This window comes from Pseudomonas sp. SJZ077, from assembly GCF_007993905.1.
GTDB lineage: Bacteria > Pseudomonadota > Gammaproteobacteria > Pseudomonadales > Pseudomonadaceae > Aquipseudomonas > Aquipseudomonas mandelii.
The window spans coordinates 142,510-164,775 of sequence record NZ_VIUJ01000007.1 but is presented as its reverse complement, the minus strand read 5'-3'; the positions used below and the strand labels follow the sequence as shown (position 1 = coordinate 164,775).

The 22,266-nt window shown below is 60.1% G+C and carries 24 protein-coding genes; 14 read left to right on the top strand and 10 right to left on the bottom strand.

Annotated elements, in window-relative coordinates; genetic code table 11:
• The first annotated feature begins 173 nt into the window (after positions 1–173).
• The 5 genes from FBY01_RS13230 to FBY01_RS13215 all read left to right on the top strand — a co-directional run bounded on the left by FBY01_RS13230 (position 174) and on the right by FBY01_RS13215 (position 5,078).
• Complete coding sequence (locus FBY01_RS13230) at positions 174–2,621, top strand: acyl-CoA dehydrogenase (protein WP_145308050.1); 2,448 nt, start codon at positions 174–176, stop codon at positions 2,619–2,621.
• Positions 2,622–2,686: 65 nt separating this feature from the next.
• Positions 2,687–3,094 carry a PA2817 family protein gene (locus tag FBY01_RS13225; protein WP_145308052.1) on the top strand — a complete coding sequence of 136 codons (408 nt, stop codon included), beginning with the start codon at positions 2,687–2,689 and terminating at the stop codon, positions 3,092–3,094.
• Between the two features lie 272 nt (positions 3,095–3,366).
• Complete coding sequence (locus tag FBY01_RS31830) at positions 3,367–3,498, top strand: hypothetical protein (protein WP_010461912.1); 132 nt, start codon at positions 3,367–3,369, stop codon at positions 3,496–3,498.
• Positions 3,499–3,575: 77 nt separating this feature from the next.
• Entirely contained in the window at positions 3,576–3,758 is a 183-nt protein-coding gene (locus FBY01_RS13220) for a hypothetical protein (protein WP_145308054.1), read from the top strand.
• Positions 3,759–3,863: 105 nt separating this feature from the next.
• Positions 3,864–5,078 (top strand): MFS transporter, encoded by a 1,215-nt coding sequence (locus tag FBY01_RS13215; RefSeq protein ID WP_145308056.1) that lies wholly within the window; start codon positions 3,864–3,866, stop codon positions 5,076–5,078.
• Here the strand turns inward: FBY01_RS13215 and arfB are convergent.
• Positions 5,075–5,488: an alternative ribosome rescue aminoacyl-tRNA hydrolase ArfB gene (gene arfB, locus FBY01_RS13210; protein ID WP_010461917.1), complete on the bottom strand. Its 414-nt coding sequence runs from the start codon at positions 5,486–5,488 to the stop codon at positions 5,075–5,077. The two genes, FBY01_RS13215 and arfB, sit on opposite strands and share 4 nt — an antisense overlap.
• Positions 5,489–5,713: 225 nt before the next feature.
• Positions 5,714–7,129: an amino acid permease gene (locus FBY01_RS13205; RefSeq protein WP_083374760.1), complete on the bottom strand. Its 1,416-nt coding sequence runs from the start codon at positions 7,127–7,129 to the stop codon at positions 5,714–5,716.
• Between the two features lie 931 nt (positions 7,130–8,060).
• On the opposite strand from FBY01_RS13205, the gene FBY01_RS31550 reads away from it, so the two are divergent.
• Together FBY01_RS31550 and FBY01_RS13195 are read left to right on the top strand one after the other, a co-directional pair.
• Entirely contained in the window at positions 8,061–8,198 is a 138-nt protein-coding gene (locus tag FBY01_RS31550) for a hypothetical protein (protein WP_010461921.1), read from the top strand.
• Between the two features lie 70 nt (positions 8,199–8,268).
• Entirely contained in the window at positions 8,269–9,234 is a 966-nt protein-coding gene (locus FBY01_RS13195) for a leucyl aminopeptidase (RefSeq protein ID WP_077748013.1), read from the top strand.
• Positions 9,235–9,467: 233 nt separating this feature from the next.
• On the opposite strand, the gene rluB is transcribed toward FBY01_RS13195, so the two are convergent.
• The 6 genes from rluB to FBY01_RS13165 all read right to left on the bottom strand — a co-directional run bounded on the left by rluB (position 9,468) and on the right by FBY01_RS13165 (position 14,577).
• A complete protein-coding gene (gene rluB, locus FBY01_RS13190; protein WP_010461925.1) occupies positions 9,468–10,766 on the bottom strand; it encodes a 23S rRNA pseudouridine(2605) synthase RluB in 1,299 nt (432 codons plus the stop codon).
• A gap of 157 nt (positions 10,767–10,923) precedes the next feature.
• Positions 10,924–11,115: a DUF1289 domain-containing protein gene (locus FBY01_RS13185; protein WP_145308058.1), complete on the bottom strand. Its 192-nt coding sequence runs from the start codon at positions 11,113–11,115 to the stop codon at positions 10,924–10,926.
• 135 nt (positions 11,116–11,250) lie between these two features.
• Positions 11,251–12,237 (bottom strand): SMC-Scp complex subunit ScpB, encoded by a 987-nt coding sequence (scpB, locus tag FBY01_RS13180; RefSeq protein WP_145308060.1) that lies wholly within the window; start codon positions 12,235–12,237, stop codon positions 11,251–11,253.
• An 11-nt stretch (positions 12,238–12,248) separates the two neighbouring features.
• Positions 12,249–13,070 carry a ScpA family protein gene (locus FBY01_RS13175; RefSeq protein WP_010461931.1) on the bottom strand — a complete coding sequence of 274 codons (822 nt, stop codon included), beginning with the start codon at positions 13,068–13,070 and terminating at the stop codon, positions 12,249–12,251.
• Complete coding sequence (locus FBY01_RS13170) at positions 13,071–13,700, bottom strand: L-threonylcarbamoyladenylate synthase (protein WP_010461933.1); 630 nt, start codon at positions 13,698–13,700, stop codon at positions 13,071–13,073.
• A gap of 13 nt (positions 13,701–13,713) precedes the next feature.
• Complete coding sequence (locus FBY01_RS13165; RefSeq protein WP_010461935.1) at positions 13,714–14,577, bottom strand: PHP domain-containing protein; 864 nt, start codon at positions 14,575–14,577, stop codon at positions 13,714–13,716.
• An 87-nt stretch (positions 14,578–14,664) separates the two neighbouring features.
• On the opposite strand from FBY01_RS13165, the gene FBY01_RS13160 reads away from it, so the two are divergent.
• The 6 genes from FBY01_RS13160 (at position 14,665) to FBY01_RS13135 (ending at position 18,971) form a co-directional block, all read left to right on the top strand.
• Positions 14,665–15,261 (top strand): septation protein A, encoded by a 597-nt coding sequence (locus FBY01_RS13160; protein ID WP_010461937.1) that lies wholly within the window; start codon positions 14,665–14,667, stop codon positions 15,259–15,261.
• Between the two features lies 1 nt (position 15,262).
• Entirely contained in the window at positions 15,263–15,562 is a 300-nt protein-coding gene (locus FBY01_RS13155) for a YciI family protein (RefSeq protein ID WP_008156126.1), read from the top strand.
• A gap of 109 nt (positions 15,563–15,671) precedes the next feature.
• Positions 15,672–16,085, top strand: a complete 414-nt coding sequence (locus tag FBY01_RS13150) for a translation initiation factor 2 (RefSeq protein WP_010461943.1) — start codon at positions 15,672–15,674, stop codon at positions 16,083–16,085.
• Between the two features lie 7 nt (positions 16,086–16,092).
• On the top strand, positions 16,093–16,770 hold the full coding sequence (locus FBY01_RS13145) for a response regulator transcription factor (protein ID WP_010461945.1): 678 nt from the start codon (positions 16,093–16,095) through the stop codon (positions 16,768–16,770).
• A gap of 262 nt (positions 16,771–17,032) precedes the next feature.
• Positions 17,033–17,482, top strand: a complete 450-nt coding sequence (locus FBY01_RS13140) for a Spy/CpxP family protein refolding chaperone (protein WP_077748019.1) — start codon at positions 17,033–17,035, stop codon at positions 17,480–17,482.
• Positions 17,483–17,630: 148 nt separating this feature from the next.
• Positions 17,631–18,971: a cell wall metabolism sensor histidine kinase WalK gene (locus tag FBY01_RS13135; protein WP_010461950.1), complete on the top strand. Its 1,341-nt coding sequence runs from the start codon at positions 17,631–17,633 to the stop codon at positions 18,969–18,971.
• 92 nt (positions 18,972–19,063) lie between these two features.
• On the opposite strand, the gene FBY01_RS13130 is transcribed toward FBY01_RS13135, so the two are convergent.
• On the bottom strand, positions 19,064–19,627 hold the full coding sequence (locus FBY01_RS13130) for an NAD(P)H nitroreductase (RefSeq protein WP_010461952.1): 564 nt from the start codon (positions 19,625–19,627) through the stop codon (positions 19,064–19,066).
• A 122-nt stretch (positions 19,628–19,749) separates the two neighbouring features.
• Between FBY01_RS13130 and FBY01_RS13125 the strand changes: the two genes are divergently transcribed.
• A complete protein-coding gene (locus FBY01_RS13125; RefSeq protein ID WP_010461954.1) occupies positions 19,750–21,204 on the top strand; it encodes a TrkH family potassium uptake protein in 1,455 nt (484 codons plus the stop codon).
• On the opposite strand, the gene FBY01_RS13120 is transcribed toward FBY01_RS13125, so the two are convergent.
• The gene (locus tag FBY01_RS13120) at positions 21,161–22,222 is read right to left on the bottom strand and encodes an AraC family transcriptional regulator (RefSeq protein WP_200667930.1); all 1,062 of its coding nucleotides are present in this window, start codon (positions 22,220–22,222) and stop codon (positions 21,161–21,163) included. The two genes, FBY01_RS13125 and FBY01_RS13120, sit on opposite strands and share 44 nt — an antisense overlap.
• Positions 22,223–22,266 lie beyond the last annotated feature (44 nt).

Below are 22,266 nucleotides of genomic sequence, written 5' to 3'. Positions count from 1 at the left end.
GGGCGTATTGCCGCGTAGGAAACGAACGATTTCCCGGGCGTGTTGCCAACCCAACCTACAAAACTCATCGATGGTTTCCCACGAATTCAATCACCTCGCTCCGACCACCCTGTTTTGCGGATGCCGTCTAAGCTCTGAAGGTTGGTTTTGCCCTGGTTCACGGAGGATTAAATATGCTGCTGTTGTGGATACTGGTTCTGGTTGTCGGGATAGCTTATTTAGCCCACCGTCGCATCGCCCCCCTGCCCGCCCTGTGCATCGTCGCTGCCTATATCGTCGCGATGGGGGCCTTCAGTCGCGCGCCAGGCTGGCTGCTGCTGGTTTTCTGGGTGTTGATTGCAGCCGTCGCGGCGCCGTTGTTGCTGCCCGACCTGCGTCGCAAATTCTTCAGCGCGCCGCTGTTCAGCTGGTTCCAGAAAACCCTGCCGCCAATGTCGCAAACCGAGCGCGATGCGATCGACGCCGGGACCGTGTGGTGGGATGGCGAACTGTTCAGCGGTCGCCCGGACTGGAACAAGTTGCTGTCCTATCCAAAAGTGCAGCTCAGTGAAGAGGAACAGGCCTTTATCGACGGCCCGACCGAAGAGCTCTGCGCCATGGTCAGCGACTGGCAGATCGGGCAAGACATGGACCTGCCGCCCGAAGCCTGGACCCACATCAAGGAGAACGGCTTCTTCGCGCTGATCATCCCCAAAGAGTTTGGCGGCAAGGGCTTCTCGGCCTATGCCCACTCCCAGGTGGCGATGAAACTGGCAACCCGCAGTGGCGACCTCGCGTCGACCGTAATGGTCCCTAACTCGCTGGGCCCGGCCGAACTGCTGCTGCATTACGGCACCGACGAACAACGCAACCATTACCTGCCAAGGCTGGCCCGGGGTGACGATATCCCGTGCTTCGCATTGACCGGCCCACTGGCCGGCTCCGACGCTGGCGCCATGCCCGACACCGGGGTCATTTGCAAAGGTGAATGGGAAGGCAAGGAAACCCTCGGTCTGCGCCTCAACTGGGAAAAGCGCTACATCACGCTGGGCCCGGTCGCCACCCTCCTCGGCCTGGCCTTCAAGGCCTATGACCCGGACCATTTGCTGGGTGACAAGGAAGACCTGGGCATCAGCCTGGCGCTGATCCCGACCGACACCGCCGGTGTCGAGATCGGCCGCCGCCATCTGCCGCTGGGTGCCGCCTTCATGAATGGCCCGAACTCCGGCAAGGACGTCTTCGTGCCGCTGGACTTTCTCATCGGCGGCCAGGAAATGCTCGGCAAGGGCTGGATGATGCTGATGAACTGCCTGTCAGTCGGGCGTTCGATTTCCCTGCCGGCGGTCGGCACCGGTGCGGCCAAGTTCACCAGCCTGGTCACCGGTCAGTACGCACAGGTTCGTGAGCAGTTCAACGTTCCACTGTCGGCGTTCGAAGGTATTCAGGAAGCCATGGCACGCATCGGCGGCAACGCCTGGATGATGGACGCCGCCCGAATGCTGACCGCCAACGCGGTGGACCTGGGCGAGAAACCGTCGGTGCTGTCGGCGATTCTCAAGTACCACCTCACCGAACGCGGCCGCGAGTGCATCAGCCACGCCATGGATGTTCACGGCGGCAAGGCGATCATCATGGGGCCGAACAACTACCTCGGTCGCAGCTGGAATGGCGCGCCCATTTTCATCACCGTGGAAGGCGCGAACATCCTCTCGCGCAACCTGATGATCTTTGGTCAGGGCGCCATTCGCTGCCATCCGTTCGTGCTGAAAGAAATGGCTCTCGCCGGCCGTGAAGACAAGGATCAGGCACTCACCGAATTCGATGGCCTGCTGCTCAAGCACATCGGTTTCGCCGTGAGCAACGCCGCCAGCACGCTGGTGTTGAACCTCGGCTTCGGGCACCTGGAACATTCGCCGGGTGACAAGCTCAGTCAGGGTTACTTCCGTGCGCTTAATCGACAGGCGGCTGCGTTTGCCATGCTTGCCGACCTCAGCATGATGTTGCTGGGCGGTGAACTGAAACGTCGCGAACGCCTGTCGGCGCGTCTTGGGGATGTGCTCAGCAACATGTACCTCGCCTCCGCCGCGCTCAAGCGTTACCACGACCTCGATTCGCCGGAGCACATGGCGTCGCTGTTCAAGTGGGCCATGGAAGAAAGCCTTGGCCAGTCGGAGCGTGCGCTGGATGAATTGCTCAGCAACTTCCCGAACAAGGTGCTGGGTTGCCTGTTGCGGGTGATCGTGTTCCCGTTCGGCCGTCGCCACAAAGGTCCATCGGACAAACTCGGCGCCGAAGTCGCCGCAGTGATCGGACGCGCCAAGGGCGATCCAACCCTCGAAGAATTGCTCGGCGGTTGCTACCGCCCGCAATCGGCAGACGACGCGGTCGGTGCCCTGCAACACGCCTGCAACCTGTTGAACGCGGCGCAGCCGTTACAGAAAAAACTGCACGTGGCGCTCAAGAGCGGTCAGGTCAAACCGGCGGCTGGGGAACAGGTCATCGATGCAGCGCTGGAGGCTGGAGTGTTGCAAGCGGGTGAGGCGCAGTCCCTGCGTGATGCCGAAGTAGCGCGGCGCAAGGTCATCGACGTCGATGATTTCGACAAAGACGAACTGGCACTGGCCGACGGAAAGGTCCGCTGATCCTGTAAAAACGGGCGCAGGAGCTTTATACTCCTGCGCCCGTTTTGCTCTTGAGGACTTATCTCGTGTCCAACGTCGTTGCCGATCATCTTGTCTTGCTCGACCACTTGCGCAGCATCCTGGTCGCGGTAGGTGAGGCCGAACAGGTTCCCGAAGAAAGCCATGCCCTGTTCCTGGAGCGCTTCGATGAGCTGCGTGCGTTGCTGCCGGTCGACCCGATCGAAAGCCAATACCTGGGCCAGGACATTCTGGGCCAGGTGATCGCCCGTTACCCGCAAATCGCCCACCTGGTCCCGCGCGACCTGTTGTGGTATTTCGCCGGTGACTGCCTGCATTTCATGCCCGATGATGAAATCGATTTGTACCAGGCACTGGAAGAGCGTCGTTTCGAAGCCGAACAGAACGACGAACCTTTCGACTGGAATCAGGAAAAACAGCTGCTGGCAATGTCGAACGACGAGCCGAAGCACTGATCACCGACTGGAATGCAAAAGGCCCGCATGGTTATTCATGCGGGCCTTTTTTATGGCATTGCCAAAAAATGTGAGGTCTGGCCGGGCCCTTCGCGAGAAGGCTCGCACCTTGGTTTTGTGTCACTGCTACTGACCTGTCTAGACAACTCCATCCGTCGAAACAAATGGATATAAAAGTCTGTTTGTCATTTCTCCTGCTGTATCCTGCCCAAGCTTTTTTAAAAGCGCGGATCTACCAGATCTATCAACAGACTTTGCGAGGAGCGCGAACCATGCACGAGATCCCTAATCTCCCCTTCCCAAGCCTGCACGAAACTGAGCAGACAACCACGCAACAAGCCGGTGCCCAACAGCCCGAGCCGAAAGAAGCCACTGAACGCCGCCAGGCCGACAGCGAAGACTGAAACACCTGCAATGCCAGACCGTGTGGAAAGCGCTAACATGCGCTTTCCACACCGCCTGAACCCTTGAGCTGCCTACCATGACCGACGACTTCACAGAGACCCAGGCCAGCGTCCTGATCGGCACCGCCGAGAAGATGATCGAGATCTGGAATCGCCTCTCCCCCGAGAAACAAGCCGCGTTGCTCGCCCGTTTCGGCACCGAAGAAAACGCCCTGGCCGCCCTGGTCACGACGCAACTGGTCGCCCCCGAAAAACCCTGATTAACCCCCCGCACGGCAAATAGTTTTACTTTTCCACGCCCCACGGACGCTCGCGCCGCTATCATAAGCTGCCTATCTATCCTGCTTTCCCGTGGACCTTTACCCATGTCTGAAAACCAGCGCCCCCTGGCGGTCACGCTGCAAGTCGTTTCCATCGTTCTCTTTACCTTCATCGGCTACCTGAACATCGGCATTCCCCTCGCCGTATTGCCCGGCTACGTCCACAGCGATCTCGGCTTCGGCGCAGTAATCGCGGGGCTGGTGATCAGCGTGCAATACCTGGCCACCCTGCTCAGCCGCCCTTATGCCGGGAAAATCATCGACAATAAGGGCAGCAAACTCGCGGTGATGTACGGTCTCGCCGGTTGCGGTTTGAGCGGCGTGTTCATGCTGATTTCAGCCTGGACCCAAAGCCTGCCGATGCTGAGCCTGATCAGCCTGCTGATCGGCCGCCTGGTGCTCGGCAGCGCGGAAAGCCTGGTGGGCTCCGGCTCGATTGGTTGGGGCATCGGCCGGGTCGGCGCGGCGAACACCGCCAAAGTCATCTCCTGGAACGGCATAGCGAGTTACGGCGCACTGGCAGTCGGCGCGCCGTTGGGTGTGTTGCTGGTCAGTCAACTGGGCTTGTGGAGCATGGGCGTGAGCATCGTGCTGCTGGCCGTCCTTGGCCTGGCACTGGCCTGGCCAAAAACCGCCGCGCCGATTGTGGTCGGTGAACGGCTGCCGTTCATGCATGTGCTGGGACGGGTGCTGCCCCATGGTTCCGGCCTGGCCCTGGGCTCGATCGGATTCGGCACCATCGCCACCTTCATCACGCTGTATTACGCCACACAGCACTGGGACAACGCGGTGCTGTGCCTGAGCCTGTTCGGCGCCAGTTTCATCGGCGCGCGATTGCTGTTCGGCAACCTGATCAACCGCCTCGGCGGCTTTCGCGTGGCGATTGCCTGCCTGTCGGTGGAAACCCTGGGGCTGCTGCTGCTGTGGCTGGCGCCGGATGCACATTGGGCACTGGCCGGTGCGGCATTGAGCGGTTTCGGCTTCTCGCTGGTGTTCCCGGCGCTGGGCGTGGAAGCGGTCAACCTGGTGCCGGCCTCCAGTCGCGGTGCTGCGGTCGGGGCTTACTCGCTGTTCATCGATTTGTCGCTGGGGATTACCGGGCCGCTGGCCGGTGCGATTGCTGCAGGGTTTGGCTTTGCCTCGATCTTCCTGTTCGCCGCGATTGCTGCATTGAGCGGTTTGGCGCTGAGCGTTTATTTGTACCGGCAGGCGCCGAAGCACTTGAGTGAAAAGTACCGCGAAGGGCGCGACGCTCGCTAGAAATCGATCTTGCCGCGCCCGGCCTTGATGCTGCCGCGCTTGGTCTTGGATTCCAACCGACGTTTCTTCGAACCGAGGGTCGGCTTGGTCGGGCGGCGTTTCTTCTCGACTTTGGTGGCGCTGAGGATCAACTCGACCAGCCGCTCCAGCGCATCGGCGCGATTGGCTTCCTGCGTGCGGTATTGCTGGGCCTTGATAATCAACACGCCATCGCTGGTGATGCGACTGTCACGCAGCGCCAGCAGCCGTTCCTTGTAGAACTCGGGCAAGGACGAGGCCGGAATGTCGAAGCGCAGGTGCATGGCGCTGGAGACCTTATTGACGTTCTGCCCACCGGCGCCTTGCGCGCGGATGGCGGTCAACTCGATCTCGGCATCCGGCAGATGCACATTGTTGGAAATCACCAGCATGGAAAAGCGTCCGTATTCAGAACGCGCAGGATACCGCGAATGAACTGAAAGCATGCGGTCCCTGTAGGAGCGAGGCTTGCCCGCGATAGCAGTGTTGTCAGTCGACATCTTTGTTGCCTGACACGACCCCATCGCGAGCAGGCTCACTCCTACAGGGGGTTGTGTGAGGCCTGAAAACAACAAACCCGGCACATTGGCCGGGTTTGTTGTTTCTGCGAGCTGCGCTTACTTCGCGTTTGCAGCCTGCAACGCATGCTGAGCGCTGCGCTTGTTCTTGATGCCGTAGCACACCCACATGAACGCGACCCAAACCGGAATCGCATACACCGAGATCTGGATGCCCGGGATCAACAGCATTACGCCGAGAATGAACACCACGAACGCCAGGCAGACGTAGTTCCCGTATGGGTACCACAGGGCCTTGAATAGCGGCGTCTGCTTGGTCTTGTCCATGTGCTGGCGGAACTTGAAATGCGAGAAGCTGATCATCGCCCAGTTGATCACCAGGGTGGCAACCACCAGCGACATCAGCAGTTCCAGCGCGTTTTGCGGGATCAGGTAGTTCAGCAACACCGCAATCAACGTCACCGCCGCCGAAGCGAGGATCGAACGCACCGGCACGCCGCGCTTGTCGATTTTCGCCAAGGCTTTCGGCGCATCGCCCTGCTCGGCCATGCCCAGCAGCATCCGGCTGTTGCAGTAAGTGCCGCTGTTGTACACCGACAGCGCCGCCGTCAGGACCACGAAGTTGAGGATGTGTGCGGCGGTGTCGCTGCCAAGCATTGAGAACACTTGCACGAACGGGCTGCCGCTGTAGGAATCACCCGACGCGTTCAGGGTCGCCAACAGGCTGTCCCATGGCGTCAGCGACAGCAGGATGACCAGCGCACCGATGTAGAAAATCAGGATCCGGTAGATCACCTGGTTGATGGCTTTCGGGATCACGGTTTTCGGCTTGTCGGCTTCTGCTGCGGTGAAACCGAGCATTTCCAGGCCGCCGAAGGAGAACATGATGATCGCCATGGCCATCACCAGGCCGCTAACCCCGTTCGGGAAGAAACCGCCGTGGGCCCACAGATTGGTCACCGAGGCTTGCGGGCCGCCGTGGCCGCTGACCAGCAGGTAGCTGCCGAGCGCGATCATGCCGACAATCGCCACGACTTTGATGATCGCGAACCAGAACTCGGCCTCTCCAAAGACTTTGACGTTGGCCAGGTTGATCAGGTTGATCAGGACGAAGAAGCCGGCGGCCGAGACCCAGGTCGGAATGTGTGGCGCCCAGTAGTGGATGTATTTGCCGACCGCAGTCAGCTCCGACATGCCCACCAGGATGTACAGGATCCAGCAGTTCCAGCCCGACAGGAAGCCGGCGAACCCGCCCCAGTATTTATGGGCGAAGTGGCTGAAGGAACCCGCCACAGGCTCTTCGACAATCATTTCGCCGAGCTGGCGCATGATCATGAAGGCAATGAAGCCGCAGATGGCGTAGCCGAGGATCATCGACGGGCCGGCAGATTTCAGTACACCGGCCGAGCCCAGGAACAGCCCGGTACCGATCGCGCCACCGAGGGCGATCAGTTGAATATGGCGATTTTTCAGGCCGCGTTTCAGTTCGCCTGAATGCGAGTTTTGTCCACTCATGAAAAGGGTCTCACGCAAGGTTTGATGATGTTCGTTAGACGTTGCTGCTCGGTTGCGATTTCAAGCAGCGCCGATCAAACCCCAGCGAAGGCAAAAGGAGTTCAGCGTTTTTACAACGGTCATGCGTCACCTGTTTGTTTTTATCTGTGACGAAATCGAACCCGACACGCTTGTGGCGCGGCGGAGTGAACAAGGCGGATAGCCTTGAGGTTTGCGCAGATGCGCAGGAGGTCACAGTTAAAACGCGGCGCATTGTACACCTGTAACCCCCTGCTGCCAGACACCGCTGGATCAGCGCGTCGTTTGCCGGGATTGCCTGTGTCCGCCCCGAGGGTTTCGGGCGGCTGCAAAAACTGGGTCAGACCTTTGCGGGTCTTCGACGGGGACGACGAACAAATCGCCCTCGGGGGAGAAGTGGAGATGAGTCACGGCGTTCATTGCGCCTCCTTCTTGTTATGCACCTGCACGACAGGCATGGAGCGCATCTCACCCTGCCAGCGCCGTTGAAACAAGCGAGCCAGAGCCTTACAGGGTGGTTGAACGACGTGTTTGCGGAAGGATTTCCTTACACACCTTCCGTGGACGTCAATCCAAGGGCTCAGAGGCGATAATCCGTCAGCTTTTCTTTACAAGCCGTAACGCAGACTTTCCAAATCAGATCAATCCGTAGGACGACTGCAAATTGACGTTAGGAAGCTTCCTAAGGAAAAGGTCGAGTTAGTTTTTTGTTTTTAATCGATAAACAGGCCCTCATAAAACAGAATAAAAAGTTCAAACAAATCTAATTTGATTATTTTTTTGCAATTTAAAAAGCTCTGGACTAGGTTTTCAGCGACTTGCCGAGACGCATCGACCGGCAAGTTGGCACGTTATTCAATGACTGAAAAACGCGCCGCTGCACTTACCGAAAAAGTCATCTAGGAGATTCACAATGCAAGCACTTGAAAAAGACTTGGAAACTGAACTGCAACTGGACGATTGGTTTGAAGCACCGACCCATGAAGCCGCCGTTGAAATGATGCAAGCCGATGCGGTTGTTCCGTTCGGCACGGCGATGTGGCCTCTGTAAGGCCCACCCGGCAGGCACGATCCGGCCGGTTGTGCCTGCCACTTTTTCTCGGTTTGTCAGGGAGGACTACATGGATAAGCAACGCGCCATATCGCATTTCCTTTACTACCTCGAACACCACCCTGCCGTTGCCGGCATCAACCCGGCAAAGGTCTTGCTCGGCCACACCGCTGATTACGAGGCACTGACCGGCGCCATCGCCGAACAGGCCAGTGACAGCCAGCCCTTCCGCTTCAGCACCATGCGCCTGGACATTGAGCCGACAGAAAAGCTGGCCCAGGCGATTGCCGAAAGCGATCTGTACATTTTCTTCTACGACTCTTCCACCCTGCCCAATCCTCGCCCCGACGGCCCGGAGTTTGTCCGTGCGCTGCAAGGTGTAATGGCCGAGAACTGGAAGAAGTCGCTGCTGTTCAAGGATTACGGCGATTACTTCTACGACACTTTCAGCGTCACTCCGCAGCGCATAGCGGGTTTGAATAGCCACTTGATCCAGCGCATGTCTCACGCGACAACGTTGAGTTTCAAAGATGATCACGGCTCGTGGTTTGAAACACCGCTGAACAGCATCAAGAAGTGGACCGACATCAACGGCATCGGCAACTTTGATTTGGCCCCCGGTGAAATTGCCACGCACAGCGAAGCGATCAACGGCCGGGTGAAGTTCATGGGGACCTTCCTCAGCACCATTCCGTTTGCCCGCAAGTACGGGGTGCTGGATTCGCCGCTGGAGTTGTGGATCGAGAACTCGACCATCCACAAGATCGCCACGGAAGTGCCGGGACTGGAACATGATTTCAACAAGTACCTGGAGGCCAATCCGTCGAACCGGCGCATTGAGGAATTGGGAATCGGCACCAATGAAGGCGTGAAGGCGCTGTATGCCCGAAATGCCGGGTTCGAGGAGCGCCATTGCGGGCTGCATCTGGGGTTGGGTGGTGGGGCCAAGGGCAGCCATCATCTGGACCTGATCTTCTCCAGCGGCGTGTTGGCGCTGGATGATGAGCCGGTGTTTGATGGGCGGTTTGTTTTCTAAGCAACATGAACCCTGTGGCGAGGGAGCTTGCTCCCGTTCGACTGCGCAGCAGTCGCAAAACCTGCCGCCACGATTTGCCTGACACACCGGGTAGAGGGTTTGGGGCCGCTTCGCGACCCAACGGGAGCAAGCTCCCTCACCACAGGTTTATCTGCATTCTGAAGACCGGCTTTTGCCAGACCAAAAAAAAACGCCAACCCGAGGGTTGGCGTTTTTTATTCGGTGCTTACCGATTACTCAGGCTTGCGACGACCAAAGCCCGGACGCTGGCCCGAACCGGCTGGCGCACCACGGCGTTTGCCTGATGGCGCATCCTTGTCGACCAGAACGATGCCTGGGCGCTTCTTCGCCGGTGCCTTGGCCGGGCGCTTGGTGTCGGAAGGACGGTCTGCCACTGGCGTACCGCGACCCGACTCACCACGAGACTCGCCACGACCGGCTGGAGCACCGCGATCACTGCGACCACCACTTGGAGCACCACGGCCTTCGCCACGTTCAGTGCGACCGTTGGCCGGACGCGGCGTGCGTGGACCGCGCTCGCCATCAGCGCGTGGCGCTGCTGGTTTGCGGGCTGGACGCTCGCCTTCGATTTGCGGTTCACGGGAGTCACGCGGCGTAGCAGCGGTCTGGTTGCCGATGGCTGGACGCAACGAACGCACGCGCTCGGTCTTGCCCATTGGACGCGACGATTTACGCTGCATGCGGTCGAGCTTGTCTTTGCTCTTGGCGTTCATTTGCGGCATGGCCACTGGGGTCAGGCCGACTTCAGCACTCAGAATGTCGACTTCGTACTGGCTCATTTCGCGCCAGCGGCCCATCGGCAGGTCGGAGTTGAGGAACACCGGACCGAAACGCACGCGCTTCAGACGGCTGACCACCAGGCCTTGGGATTCCCACAGACGACGGACTTCGCGGTTGCGACCTTCCATCACCACGCAGTGGTACCAGTGGTTAAAACCTTCGCCACCCGGCGCTTGCTTGATGTCGGTGAACTTGGCCGGGCCGTCTTCGAGGACGACGCCTGCTTTCAGACGCTCTATCATCTCGTCATCGACTTCGCCACGCACACGTACCGCGTATTCACGGTCCATTTCGTAGGAAGGGTGCATCAGGCGGTTGGCCAGCTCACCGTCGGTGGTGAACATCAGCAGGCCAGTGGTGTTGATGTCCAGACGACCGATGTTGATCCAGCGACCTTCTTTCGGGCGCGGCATCTTGTCGAAAACGGTCGGACGGCCTTCCGGATCAAGGCGGGTGCAGATTTCGCCGTCCGGCTTGTTGTACATGATCACGCGGCGTACCGACTCGGCGGCTTCTTCGCGCTTGATCACCTTGCCATCAATGGTGATGGCGTCATGCATGTCGACGCGCTGCCCAAGGGTGGCGTCTTTGCCATTGACCTTGATGCGGCCGTGGCTGATCCAGGCTTCCACGTCACGGCGCGAGCCGACGCCGATACGGGCGAGGACTTTCTGCAGTTTTTCGCCTGCTGGGCCGATTTCCTGGTCGTCTTTCTGGTCGTTGATACTCATCTGGGCACCTCCCGGTGTGGTCTGTTCAGGCGGCCCTGAATTGAGCGTCCTGAAGCGATGTAAAACTGGGTACTTTGACAAAGGGATCGCCAAAGGGTCGCGAATCATACGCTCATGGAAGCGTTCGCGCATCAGAGACTAGCTGATGATTGGAGACTTACTTGCCTTTCCGCCGACCGGCGGCGCCAAGTTTGATCAACCGCAGCGACGCTTCGGCCAGCACCGTGCGCTTGTCGGACTTGTCGAGTTTCTTCCAGGCCCTGATCTCGCGCTTGCTGCGGCCGCAGCCGAGGCAGATGTCATCGGTGAATTTGCAGACGCTGATGCAGGGGTCTTTGGTTGAGCTCATCAAATTCTCCAGGCAACACAGAACCCCTGTAGGAGCGAGCCTGCTCGTGATGAGGGAGTGTCAATCGACATCGTTTTGCCTGACCCACCGCTATCGCGAACAGGCTCACTCCCTCAGGGGGAATCGGCGTCCGGGTCAGTCGTCGAATTCGCGGCGTTCGGCTTCGATGGCTTCGGCCAGAGCCCGGGCTTCGGCCTCTTCGTCGCTCAATTCGGGTTCGGGGTTGTGCTGTTCGAGGGCAGCCACAGCAGCCAGAAGTTTCTCCCGCGCTTCGGCGACACCCAGCACGTCATCTTCCAACTCTTCTTCCGGTTCTTCTTCGACTGTGGCTTCAGGCTCGACTTGAAGTTCAACTTCGATTTCAGGCTCAGGCTGATCCAGCACCTCTTCGGAATCCGTCACCGCACTATCACGCAGGATGTCATCGAAGTCGGTCTTGAGCCCCTCTTCCATGGTGTCCAGTTCCAGCAACAGCGTATGGAAACTGGTCTCCTCCTTGGGTTCTTCCGGTTCGGCACTGGCATCCGCCAGTTCCTGCAAGCCTGCCGGTACCGGCGCGTCGTCAAAATCGAGCACCGGATCAGGCTCCAGCTCTCGCAACTCAGCCAGTGGCGGCAAATCGTCGAGGTTCTTCAGGTTGAAGTGGTCGAGAAACGCCTTGGTGGTGGCGAACATCGCCGGTTTGCCAGGCACGTCGCGGTATCCGACTATACGAATCCACTCGCGTTCCAGCAGGGTCTTGACGATGTGACTGTTGACCGCCACGCCCCGCACGTCTTCGATCTCGCCCCGGGTGATCGGCTGGCGATAGGCGATCAAGGCGATGGTTTCGAGCATGGCGCGGGAATAACGCTGCGGGCGTTCTTCCCACAAACGGCCTACCCACGGCGAGAATTTTTCGCGGATCTGCAGGCGATACCCGGAGGCCACTTCCTTCAGCTCGAAGGCGCGGCCGTCGCAGGACTTGGCCAGAATCGTCAGGGCTTTCTTGAAGACTGGCGGCTCAGGGCGCTCGCCCTCTTCGAAGAGTTCGAACAGGCGTTCAAGCGATTGCGGTTTTCCCGAGGCCAACAGAAAGGCTTCAAGCAATGGCGCCAGCTCGCGGGGTTCAGTCAGGTTCATGATTCAACTCGTTATTCGGCTCGGGCTCGCACGTGGATCGCCGCGAACGGCTCATTCTGCACCAGCTCGACCAAAGATTCCTTGACCAGTTCGAGGATCGCCATAAAGGTCACCACCACCCCCAGGCGTCCTTCTTCAGCGGTGAACAGCTCGACAAAGGGCACGAAACCGCCGCCCTTGAGCCGGTCCAGCACATCGCTCATGCGTTCGCGGGTGGACAATGCCTCGCGACTGACCTGGTGACTTTCGAACATGTCGCCACGGCGCAGGACTTCGGCCATGGACAGCAGCAGCTCTGACAAACGCACGTCCGGCAACAGCTTGCGCGCCCGCGCTTCCGGGGCATCCAGTTTGGGCACCACCACGTCACGCCCGACGCGAGTAAGGCCATCGATGCCTTCGGCCGCCGCCTTGAAGCGTTCGTATTCCTGCAAGCGACGGATCAGTTCGGCGCGCGGGTCATCTTCTTCGTCTTCGATGGTTTCGGCCCGCGGCAACAGCATCCGCGACTTGATCTCGGCCAGCATCGCGGCCATCACCAGGTACTCGGCGGCCAGTTCCAGGCGCACCGACTGCATCAGCTCGACATAGCCCATGTACTGGCGAGTGATTTCCGCCACGGGAATGTCGAGGATGTTGATGTTCTGCTTGCGGATCAGGTACAGCAGCAGGTCGAGGGGCCCCTCGAAGGCTTCGAGAAACACTTCGAGCGCATCCGGCGGGATGTACAGGTCCAGCGGCATTTCCATGACCGCCTGGCCATAGACCATGGCGAAGGGCAGCTCTTGCTGGGCGCCGGCCTGACTGTCGACAACGGGTTCTACTGCAGACATCTACGCCTCGGCCATGAACGGCGTAGGGTCGCCGCAACCGACGCGGATCACTTCCGGCTCGCCGTCGGCGAGGTTGATCACGGTGGACGCCTTGATCCCGCCGAAACCGCCATCGATGATCAGGTCGACCTGATGCTCAAGCAATTGGCGCATTTCGTAAGGATCGCTCATCGGATCGGTGTCGCCGGGCATGATCAGGGTCACGCTCATCAAGGGCTCGCCGAGCTCTTCCAGCAGCGCCAGGGCAATCGGATGACTCGGCACCCGCAGGCCGATGGTGCGTTTTTTCGGGTGCAACAACAGCCGCGGGACTTCGCGGGTGGCGTTGAGAATGAAGGTGTAAGGCCCCGGCAGGTGCGCCTTGAGCAAGCGGAAGGTGCCCGTGTCGATCTTGGCGAACACCCCCAGTTGCGACAGGTCGCTGCAAATCAGCGCGAAGTTGTGCTTTTCATCCAGCCCACGCAAACGGCGCACGCGATCCACGGCATTCTTGTCGCCGATCTGGCAACCAATGGCGTAGGACGAGTCTGTGGGATAAATCACCACCCCGCCGCCGCGGATGATTTCGACAGCCTGTTTGATCAGGCGCGCTTGCGGGTTCTCCGGATGAATCTGGAAAAATTGACTCACATTCTCTACCTGTTCAGACGGCGGCAATAATTGGGTCATGTTTGAATCGACACCACAGTGGTGGCAGATCCTCCGGGAGCGGGCGGTACTCGCCGATCTCGGACCAGCCTCCAGGGCCATGAAAATCACTGCCGGCGCTGACCAGCAGACCGAACTCGCGGGCAAGAATCGCCAGGCTGCCCACTTGCTCGGCGGGCTGATGGCCATTGACCACTTCAATTGCGTGGCCCCCGGCTTGAATATAGTCAGAAATCAGGCGGCGACGCTTGCTGCGAGTGAAATCGTAGTGCCACGGATGCGCCAGGCTGACCCAGGCTTTCGCGGCTCGCAGCGTTTCGACCGTGTCTTCCAGGGTCGGCCAATGCTGCTTGACGTCGCCCAGCTTGCCAGCGCCCAGCCACTTACGGAACGCTTCAGCGCGATCCTTGACGAAACCTTCACGCACCATCCAGTCGGCGAAATGCGGACGGGCCGGCGCATTGCCGCTGTCGCCCAGTTCCTGCTGGATCGCCCGGGCACCTTCCAGCGCGCCGGGCATGCCTTTCAATGCCAGCTTGCGGCTTATTTCTTCGGACCTTAGCCAGCGGCCATCGTGCAATTTGGCGATCGCCTCGACCAACGGTTCGGCATTGACATCAAATCCGTAGCCGAGCACATGAATGGTCGCGCCGCCCCAGGTGCAGGACAATTCGACGCCGTTGACCAGTTGCATCCCCAGCGAGGTCGCCGCACTGCGGGCCTCATCGAGGCCCTCGAGGGTGTCGTGATCGGTCAAGGCCAGGACTCGCACGCCTTTCTCGAACGCACGCGCCACCAGGACAGCAGGCGCGAGAGCGCCATCGGAGGCAGTGCTATGGCAGTGCAAATCAACATTCACGGGGATGTGTTACCTCAAATCAGCTGGCGCTATCGCGCGCCCATATGTTTGTTATTATGCCGCCACATCCTGCTTCTGGCTGCCACTGTGAAACAATTCATCGATTTCATCCCGCTCCTGCTGTTTTTCATCGTTTTCAAAATTGATCCACGGGTCGTCGACATCGGCGGATATCAACTGACTGTAGGCGGTATTTACAGCGCCACCGCGATGCTGATCATCAGCTCCCTGGTGGTTTACGGTGCGCTGTTCATCAAGCAGCGCAAGCTGGAAAAGAGCCAATGGCTGACCCTCATCGCCTGCCTGGTCTTCGGTAGCCTGACCCTGGCGTTCCACAGCGAAACCTTCCTGAAGTGGAAAGCGCCGGTGGTCAACTGGCTGTTCGCCCTGGCGTTCATTGGCAGCCACTTCATCGGCGAGCAACTGCTGATCAAGCGCATCATGGGCCATGCACTGACCCTGCCGGACCAGGTCTGGACGCGACTGAACATCGCCTGGATCGGCTTTTTCCTGTTTTGCGGTGCTGCCAACCTGTTCGTCGCGTTCACGTTCCAGAGCTACTGGGTCGACTTCAAAGTCTTCGGCAGCCTGGGCATGACGTTGCTGTTCCTGGTCGCCCAGGGCATTTACCTGTCCCGCCACCTGCACGACGCCGATACCACCACGCCAAAAACCGAGGACTGACATGCTTTACGCAATCATTGCCACAGACGTCGCCAACTCCCTGGAAGCCCGCCTGGCCGCTCGGCCTGCCCACCTTGAGCGCCTGCAAGTGCTCAAGGGCGAAGGTCGTATCGTATTGGCCGGCCCGCACCCGGCGGTCGACAGCAATGATCCGGGCGCGGCGGGTTTCACCGGCAGCCTGATCGTCGCCGAGTTCGATTCCCTGAGCGCCGCCCAGGCCTGGGCAGATGCGGATCCGTACATCGCTGCGGGCGTCTACGCCAACGTTTCGGTCAAGCCGTTCAAGCAAGTCCTGCCGTAAATCGCGCCCGCGCGATGAACCTTGCCGGTTCATCGCGCGCTCAACGCTCATTATTCTCGTTCGCCGGCCGACAACCTGCCCAATACTCGTATTGGAATCAGGAGTTGCGATGCGCAAAGGTCCGTTGTGTCTGATGTTGGTGACGTTGTCGATGGTAGCGCCGGCCCATGGTGAAGAAAGCGCCGAGGGCGGCAGTACGACGCCGCTGTCGCTGAGCGCCGGCAGCCAGATCACCGAGTTGCAGCAGCGCTTGAAGGTAAGCGAGCAGCAACGGGAAGAACTGAGCAAACAACTGCAAAATACCGACAGTGAACGCGAAAGCGCTCAGCTGGGCCGGTTGCGCCAAGAGAACCAGCGCCTCAAGCTGCAACTCAAGGAAGCCCAGGCGAGCAATCCGCTGCCACGTCTGCTGACTGATCAGCAGCAATGGTTCGTAATCGGTGGTGGAGTTGCGCTATTGGCCCTGCTCTGCGGTATCTTCGCCAGTGGTGCCACCAGAAAACGTCGGCAATGGCTAAATTGAGTGAGTAATGAGCGAGCTGTTATTAATTGATGATGACCAGGAGCTGTGCGAGCTCCTGAGCAGTTGGCTGAGCCAGGAAGGCTTTCAGGTCCGTGCCTGCCACGACGGCCAGAGTGCTCGCCGTGCGCTGGCCGAAACCTCCCCCGCCGCCGTGGTGCTGGACGTGATGCTGCCGGACGGCAGCGGTCTGGAATTGCTCAAGCAATTGCGCAGCGACCATCCGGACCTGCCGGTGCTGATGCTGTCTGCGCGTGGCGAACCACTGGATCGCATCCTCGGCCTGGAACTCGGCGCCGACGATTACCTGGCCAAGCCGTGCGACCCGCGGGAACTGACAGCCCGTCTGCGCGCCGTACTGCGCCGCAGTCATCCGACGGCGGTGTCCAGCCAGCTCGAACTGGGCGACCTGTGCTTCAGCCCGGTGCGTGGCGTGGTCAGCATCGACGAACAGGAATTTACCCTCACCGTCTCCGAAAGCCGTCTGCTCGAAGCCCTGCTCAAGCAACCCGGCGAGCCGCTGGACAAACAGGACCTGGCGCAAATCGCCCTCGGCCGCAAGCTGACCCTGTACGACCGCAGCCTGGACATGCACGTCAGCAACCTGCGCAAAAAAATCGGCCCACACCCCGACGGCCGCCCACGCATCGTTGCCCTGCGTAGCCGCGGTTACTACTACAGCCTCTGAACACCTGGAAGAACCGGATGGGAGCAAACCTGTGGCGAGGGAGCTTGCTCCCGCTGGACTGCGCAGCAGGCCTTCTTTTGGGGCCGCTTCGCAGCCCGACGGGAGCAAGCTCCCTCGCCACAGGTCACTGCCAGCAAAGTTTGTAAGGACGCCACGAAATCGTCTTTACCCAAGCTTTACGCTCCGCTGACCGCCGCTGACCTTGATCTGCGTATTCTGAACTCATCCGGAACGTACCGGGAACGAGACAAGGAGATTCACCATGCGCAAGACTCTTATCGCTCTGATGTTCGCTGCCGCCCTGCCGACCGTTGCCATGGCCATGCCTGAAGGTTCCGGCCCGATGGATGGCCCGATGGACGGCCCGCGCCACGGCGGTCAGATGCACGGCATGCACGGTAAAGGCCCGTACAGCCAGCTGGACCTGAGCCGCGAACAGCGTGAGCAGATCCGCAAAATCATGGGCGAGCAGATGCACGAGCGTAAGCAAGTGGTCGAGAAGTACCTGGAGAAACTCTCGCCGGCCGACCAGAAAGCCATGAAAGATGAAATGGCCGCCAACCACAAAAAAGCCGAAGCCGATGTCCGTGGCCTGCTGAAACCGGATCAACAGAAGAAATTCGACGAGATCCAGAAGAAGAAGGCTGAGCGCCGCGCCGAATGGGCCGAATTCAAGGCGTGGAAAGCGCAACAACCGCAAAAAGCGCAATAATGCACTGACCCCGGACCCGACGGCTAACCCCGTCGGGTCTTTTGCCATTGTAGGACCTGGCGGTGCGGGCAAGTTGGATCGCCGTACCGCTCGCCCCTACAGGTCGGCCCGCTCCCACATGGGATTTGTGATCGTTTGAGGATTTTCTGTGCGCTCATTGTTCTGGCGTATCCTGGCCAGCTTCTGGCTGGCCATCACTCTGGTTGCAGGGCTTTCCATTCTGTTGGGGCACATGCTCAACCAGGACGCGTGGATTCTCAGCCGCCACCCGGGCCTCAACACCCTGGCCGAACAGTGGACGCAAACCTACGAAGCCCAAGGTGAGGAAGCGGCCCAGGACATTCTGGAACAGCGCAAGCGCCAGTATCACATTGACGTTCAGGTGCTCAACGAGAGCGGCGACCCGGTGGTGCGCGGTACCTTTCCCCGGCGTGCGGCGGCTTTCGAAGCACGGCAGAACAACGACGATCGCCGCCTGCCGTGGCGACGTCTGACCGACGAATACACCAGCGCCAAGACCGGCGACACCTACCTGCTTATCTACCGCATCCCGCACCCGGAACTGGACGCCTGGCACCGCGAAAGCCTGCTCTGGCCGCTAAGTGCGCTGGGCATTGCGCTGGTGGTGCTGACCCTCTTCAGCCTGTTCGTGACCTTGTCCATCACTCGCCCGCTGAACCGCTTGCGCGGCGCGGTGCATGACCTTGGGCAAACCACCTATCAGCAGAACAGCCTGGTGAAACTGGCCAACCGGCGCGACGAATTTGGTGTATTGGCCAACGACTTCAACCGCATGGGTGCGCGCCTGCAAAGTCTGATCGGCAGCCAGCGACAGTTACTGCGCGACGTATCCCATGAACTGCGTTCACCGCTGGCGCGACTGCGCATTGCCTTGGCACTGGCCGAACGGGCCACCCCCGAAGAACGGGAGAAGCTCGCGCCACGCTTGACCCGTGAGTGCGATCGACTAGAAGCCCTGATCAGTGAAATCCTGGTACTGGCACGGGTCGATGCCGACAACGCCAGCGCTGAAGAAGTGGACCTGAATGCGCTGCTCAATACGCTGCAAAAAGATGCGCAACTGGCTTCACCGGAGCAGACCGTTCACCTCGACGCCGAACCGCAGCTGAACCTCAAAGGCTGGCCGACGATGATCGAGCGTGCCGTCGATAACCTGCTGCGCAATGCCCAGCGCTTCAATCCCGCAGGGCAGCCGATTGAAATGCAGGCGGTGCGCCAAGGCGAGCGGATTGTGGTCAGCGTCAGGGACCATGGGCCCGGTGTCGATGCCGAGCATTTGAACCTGCTGGGTGAGCCGTTCTATCGGGCTCCGGGGCAGACGGCGGCCGGACATGGCTTGGGATTGGCGATTGCGCGACGCGCGGCAGAACGGCATGGCGGGAGCCTGGTGCTGGCCAATCACCCGCAAGGCGGGTTCATCGCCAGCCTGGAATTACCGTTGGTGCCCGGTGCAGTCGTCCAGCCTTGAAAGCTTCGCGGGCAAGCCTCGCTCCTACAGGTCCTATGCCGAACACACTATCGAGGCACTGATCGTTCACACGCAGAGCGTAGGAACGATCCTTACTGACCGGGCCAGGCGCTGACGAACTCGGCCAGGTCAACCTTCTCGGCCACGCGCGGTTCTTTCTGCGGTGTGCCCAGGTACAGGAAGGCGATCACCTGTTCTCCTTCCGCCAACCCCAGCCCCTTGGCCACATGCGCCGAATAGGCCAGATCCCCTGTGCGCCACACCGCGCCAATGCCTTGCGCGTAAGCGGCCAGCAGAATCCCGTGAGCGGCACATCCTGCCGCCAGCAATTGCTCGGATTTCGGGTATTTGACGTGGTCCTGCAACCGCGCGATCACCACAACCACCAGCGGTGCGCGCAACGGACCGTTACGTGCCTTGTCCAGCGCCGCCTCGGACACTTCGCTGTCTTGCAGCTTCGCCGCTTCGGCCAGCAACTCGCCCATTTGCTCGCGCGCCGCACCTTCGACTGTCAGGAAGCGCCAAGGCTGCAGGTGGCCGTGGTCCGGCGCACGCATCGCGGCAGAAAACAGCACTTCGCGCTGTTCTGCGGTGGGTGCCGGTTCGAGCAGTCGTGGAACGGAAACACGGTTGAGCAAAGCGTCGAGAGCCTGCATCGGCCACCTCCTGAAAAATATGTGCGGCTATTCTAGCGGTATCTGGCGCGGGGATGCCGGTTTACATGCCCTGCCTCGCAGGTAGAATAGCGGCCTTCCCTTCTTCAGCCCGAGCGGACTTCATGGCGTTGCCGACCTTACGGATTATTGGTTTCATCATCGGCATCTTCCTGATCACGCTGGCCATCGCCATGGTCGTGCCCATGGCCACCCTGGTGATTTTCGAGCGCACGAGCGATCTGCCGTCGTTCCTCTGGGCGAGCATGATTACCTTCGTCGCGGGTTTGGCCCTGGTCATCCCCGGCCGGCCCGAACACATACACTTGCGCCCGCGAGACATGTACTTGCTGACCGTCAGCAGCTGGCTGGTGGTCTGCGTCTTTGCCGCGCTGCCGTTCTTGCTGACCCAGCACATCAGCTACACCGACTCGTTCTTCGAAAGCATGTCCGGCATCACGGCCACCGGCTCAACCGTACTCAACCACCTCGACGACATGTCCCCCGGCATCCTGATGTGGCGCTCGTTGTTGCACTGGATCGGCGGGATCGGCTTTATCGGCATGGCAGTGGCCATTCTGCCGCTGCTGCGCATCGGTGGCATGCGGCTGTTCCAGACCGAGTCGTCGGACCGTTCCGAAAAGGTCATGCCCCGTTCGCACATGGTGGCGCGTTTGATCGTCGCGGCTTATGTGGGCATCACTATTCTCGGCAGCCTGGCGTTCTGGTGGGCCGGAATGAGCCCGTTCGATGCGATCAACCACGCGATGTCAGCGATTTCCACCGGAGGTTTCTCAACGTCCGACCAGTCCCTGGCCAAGTGGACACAACCGGCGGTGCACTGGGTGGCGATTGTCATCATGATTCTCGGCAGCCTGCCATTCACCCTGTACGTGGCGACCTTGCGCGGTAACCGTCGAGCGTTGATCAAGGATCAGCAGGTGCAAGGCTTGCTCGGCATGTTGCTGGTGACCTGGCTGGTGCTCGGCACCTGGTACTGGTGGACCACCCAGCTGCATTGGCTTGAAGCGTTGCGACATGTAGCGCTGAACGTGACTTCGATCGTCACCACGACAGGATTTGCACTGGGGGACTACAGCCTCTGGGGCAACTTCTCGCTGATGCTGTTCTTCTATCTGGGGTTTGTCGGCGGTTGCTCAGGCTCGACGGCTGGCGGGATCAAGATTTTCCGTTTCCAGGTCGCCTACATCCTGCTCAAGGCCAACCTTAACCAATTGATTCATCCGCGCGCGGTGATCAAGCAGAAGTACAACGGCCATCGTCTCGACGAAGAGATCGTGCGTTCGATCCTGACCTTCTCGTTCTTCTTCGCCATCACCATCTGCGTGATTGCCTTGCTGCTGTCGCTGCTCGGCGTCGACTGGATGACCGCCCTGACCGGCGCCGCCAGCACCGTGTCCGGTGTCGGTCCTGGCCTGGGCGAGACCATTGGCCCGGCGGGCAACTTCGCCACCTTGCCGGACGCTGCCAAGTGGATTCTCTCGTTCGGCATGCTGCTGGGCCGACTGGAGATCATTACGGTGTTTGTTCTGTGTATTCCTGCGTTCTGGCGGCACTGACCAGCGCCGGCGTTTCCATCAGCCGCGCCCGGTATTCGCCGGGCGTGGCGTCGAACCAGCGTCGAAAGGCGCGGAAGAAGTTGCTCGGATCGGCAAACCCCAACAGGTAGGCAATTTCCAGCAGGGTCATGGTGGGTTGCGCCAGGTACTGCTCGGCCAGTTCACGTCGCGTGTCGTCGAGCAAGGTTTGAAAACTCGTGCCTTCTTCCTGCAAACGGCGTTGCAAGGTGCGTTGCGACAGGTGCAGCGTCTGCGCCACCGTATCGCGCTTGGGTTCGCCCTGGGGCAGCAAACGGCACAGCACCTGGCGCGCCTTGTGGGTCACGCGGCTCTCGGAAAACCGCGCCAGGTACTCGCCGGCAAACCGGTCGTGCAACAGCGCCATCGCCTCGTTGGCCGTCGGCAGCGGCGCCTCCATGTCGGCGCGTTCGAAGATCAAGGCGTCATAGGGCGCGTTGAACACCAACGGCGCATGGAACGCTTGTTTATAGGGTTCGAGATCGACAGGCTGATCGCCCTGAATCAACACCTTGCGCGGTTGCAACGTGCGCCCGGTCAACCAGCCACACAGCGCCAGCGCGCAGGCCAGCGACGCTTCGGCGCTCTGTCGGGTCGGCGGCAAGTGATCGCCATGCACCGTCAGAATCAGCGCATAACCTTCATCCAGCAGTCGGAAGCTCAGGTCGGCACTTTCGGCGATGATCCGCTGATAACGCACCAGCCGCTGAAAGCCTTCGGCCAGGGTCTGACTGGACATCAGTGCGTAGCCAGCCACATGGAAGGACGCCGGTCGCACCACCTTGCCCATGTTCAGGCCAATCGCCGGGTTGCCGGACAGCTCGACCGCGCGCTGCCACAGGCGTGTCATGGAGTCTTGCGGGAAGCGCGCATCCGGATCATCCAGAGACGCGTAGTCGAGCCCCAGCTGCTTGAACAGAACCCGGCAATCCAGGCCGTCCATCTCCAGTGCTTTGACAATCCCCATCGCCCAGCTTGCAGAAGTCGTTCGTTCGCTCATGGCGTTTTCTTACTGTTTTGTGAGCCGTCTACCGCGGCAAGTTT

What these genes read in the sequence shown, in the direction of transcription:
- FBY01_RS13230 (WP_145308050.1), top strand. Translation starts at nt 174, where the DNA reads ATGCTGCTGTTGTGGATACTGGTTCTGGTTGTCGGGATAGCTTATTTA.
- FBY01_RS31830 (WP_010461912.1), top strand. Translation starts at nt 3,367, where the DNA reads ATGCACGAGATCCCTAATCTCCCCTTCCCAAGCCTGCACGAAACTGAG.
- FBY01_RS13220 (WP_145308054.1), top strand. Translation starts at nt 3,576, where the DNA reads ATGACCGACGACTTCACAGAGACCCAGGCCAGCGTCCTGATCGGCACC.
- FBY01_RS13215 (WP_145308056.1), top strand. Translation starts at nt 3,864, where the DNA reads ATGTCTGAAAACCAGCGCCCCCTGGCGGTCACGCTGCAAGTCGTTTCC.
- arfB (WP_010461917.1), bottom strand. Translation starts at nt 5,488, where the DNA reads ATGCTGGTGATTTCCAACAATGTGCATCTGCCGGATGCCGAGATCGAG.
- FBY01_RS13205 (WP_083374760.1), bottom strand. Translation starts at nt 7,129, where the DNA reads ATGAGTGGACAAAACTCGCATTCAGGCGAACTGAAACGCGGCCTGAAA.
- FBY01_RS31550 (WP_010461921.1), top strand. Translation starts at nt 8,061, where the DNA reads ATGCAAGCACTTGAAAAAGACTTGGAAACTGAACTGCAACTGGACGAT.
- FBY01_RS13195 (WP_077748013.1), top strand. Translation starts at nt 8,269, where the DNA reads ATGGATAAGCAACGCGCCATATCGCATTTCCTTTACTACCTCGAACAC.
- rluB (WP_010461925.1), bottom strand. Translation starts at nt 10,766, where the DNA reads ATGAGTATCAACGACCAGAAAGACGACCAGGAAATCGGCCCAGCAGGC.
- FBY01_RS13185 (WP_145308058.1), bottom strand. Translation starts at nt 11,115, where the DNA reads ATGAGCTCAACCAAAGACCCCTGCATCAGCGTCTGCAAATTCACCGAT.
- scpB (WP_145308060.1), bottom strand. Translation starts at nt 12,237, where the DNA reads ATGAACCTGACTGAACCCCGCGAGCTGGCGCCATTGCTTGAAGCCTTT.
- FBY01_RS13175 (WP_010461931.1), bottom strand. Translation starts at nt 13,070, where the DNA reads ATGTCTGCAGTAGAACCCGTTGTCGACAGTCAGGCCGGCGCCCAGCAA.
- FBY01_RS13155 (WP_008156126.1), top strand. Translation starts at nt 15,263, where the DNA reads ATGCTTTACGCAATCATTGCCACAGACGTCGCCAACTCCCTGGAAGCC.
- FBY01_RS13150 (WP_010461943.1), top strand. Translation starts at nt 15,672, where the DNA reads ATGCGCAAAGGTCCGTTGTGTCTGATGTTGGTGACGTTGTCGATGGTA.
- FBY01_RS13145 (WP_010461945.1), top strand. Translation starts at nt 16,093, where the DNA reads ATGAGCGAGCTGTTATTAATTGATGATGACCAGGAGCTGTGCGAGCTC.
- FBY01_RS13140 (WP_077748019.1), top strand. Translation starts at nt 17,033, where the DNA reads ATGCGCAAGACTCTTATCGCTCTGATGTTCGCTGCCGCCCTGCCGACC.
- FBY01_RS13130 (WP_010461952.1), bottom strand. Translation starts at nt 19,627, where the DNA reads ATGCAGGCTCTCGACGCTTTGCTCAACCGTGTTTCCGTTCCACGACTG.
- FBY01_RS13125 (WP_010461954.1), top strand. Translation starts at nt 19,750, where the DNA reads ATGGCGTTGCCGACCTTACGGATTATTGGTTTCATCATCGGCATCTTC.
- FBY01_RS13120 (WP_200667930.1), bottom strand. Translation starts at nt 22,222, where the DNA reads ATGAGCGAACGAACGACTTCTGCAAGCTGGGCGATGGGGATTGTCAAA.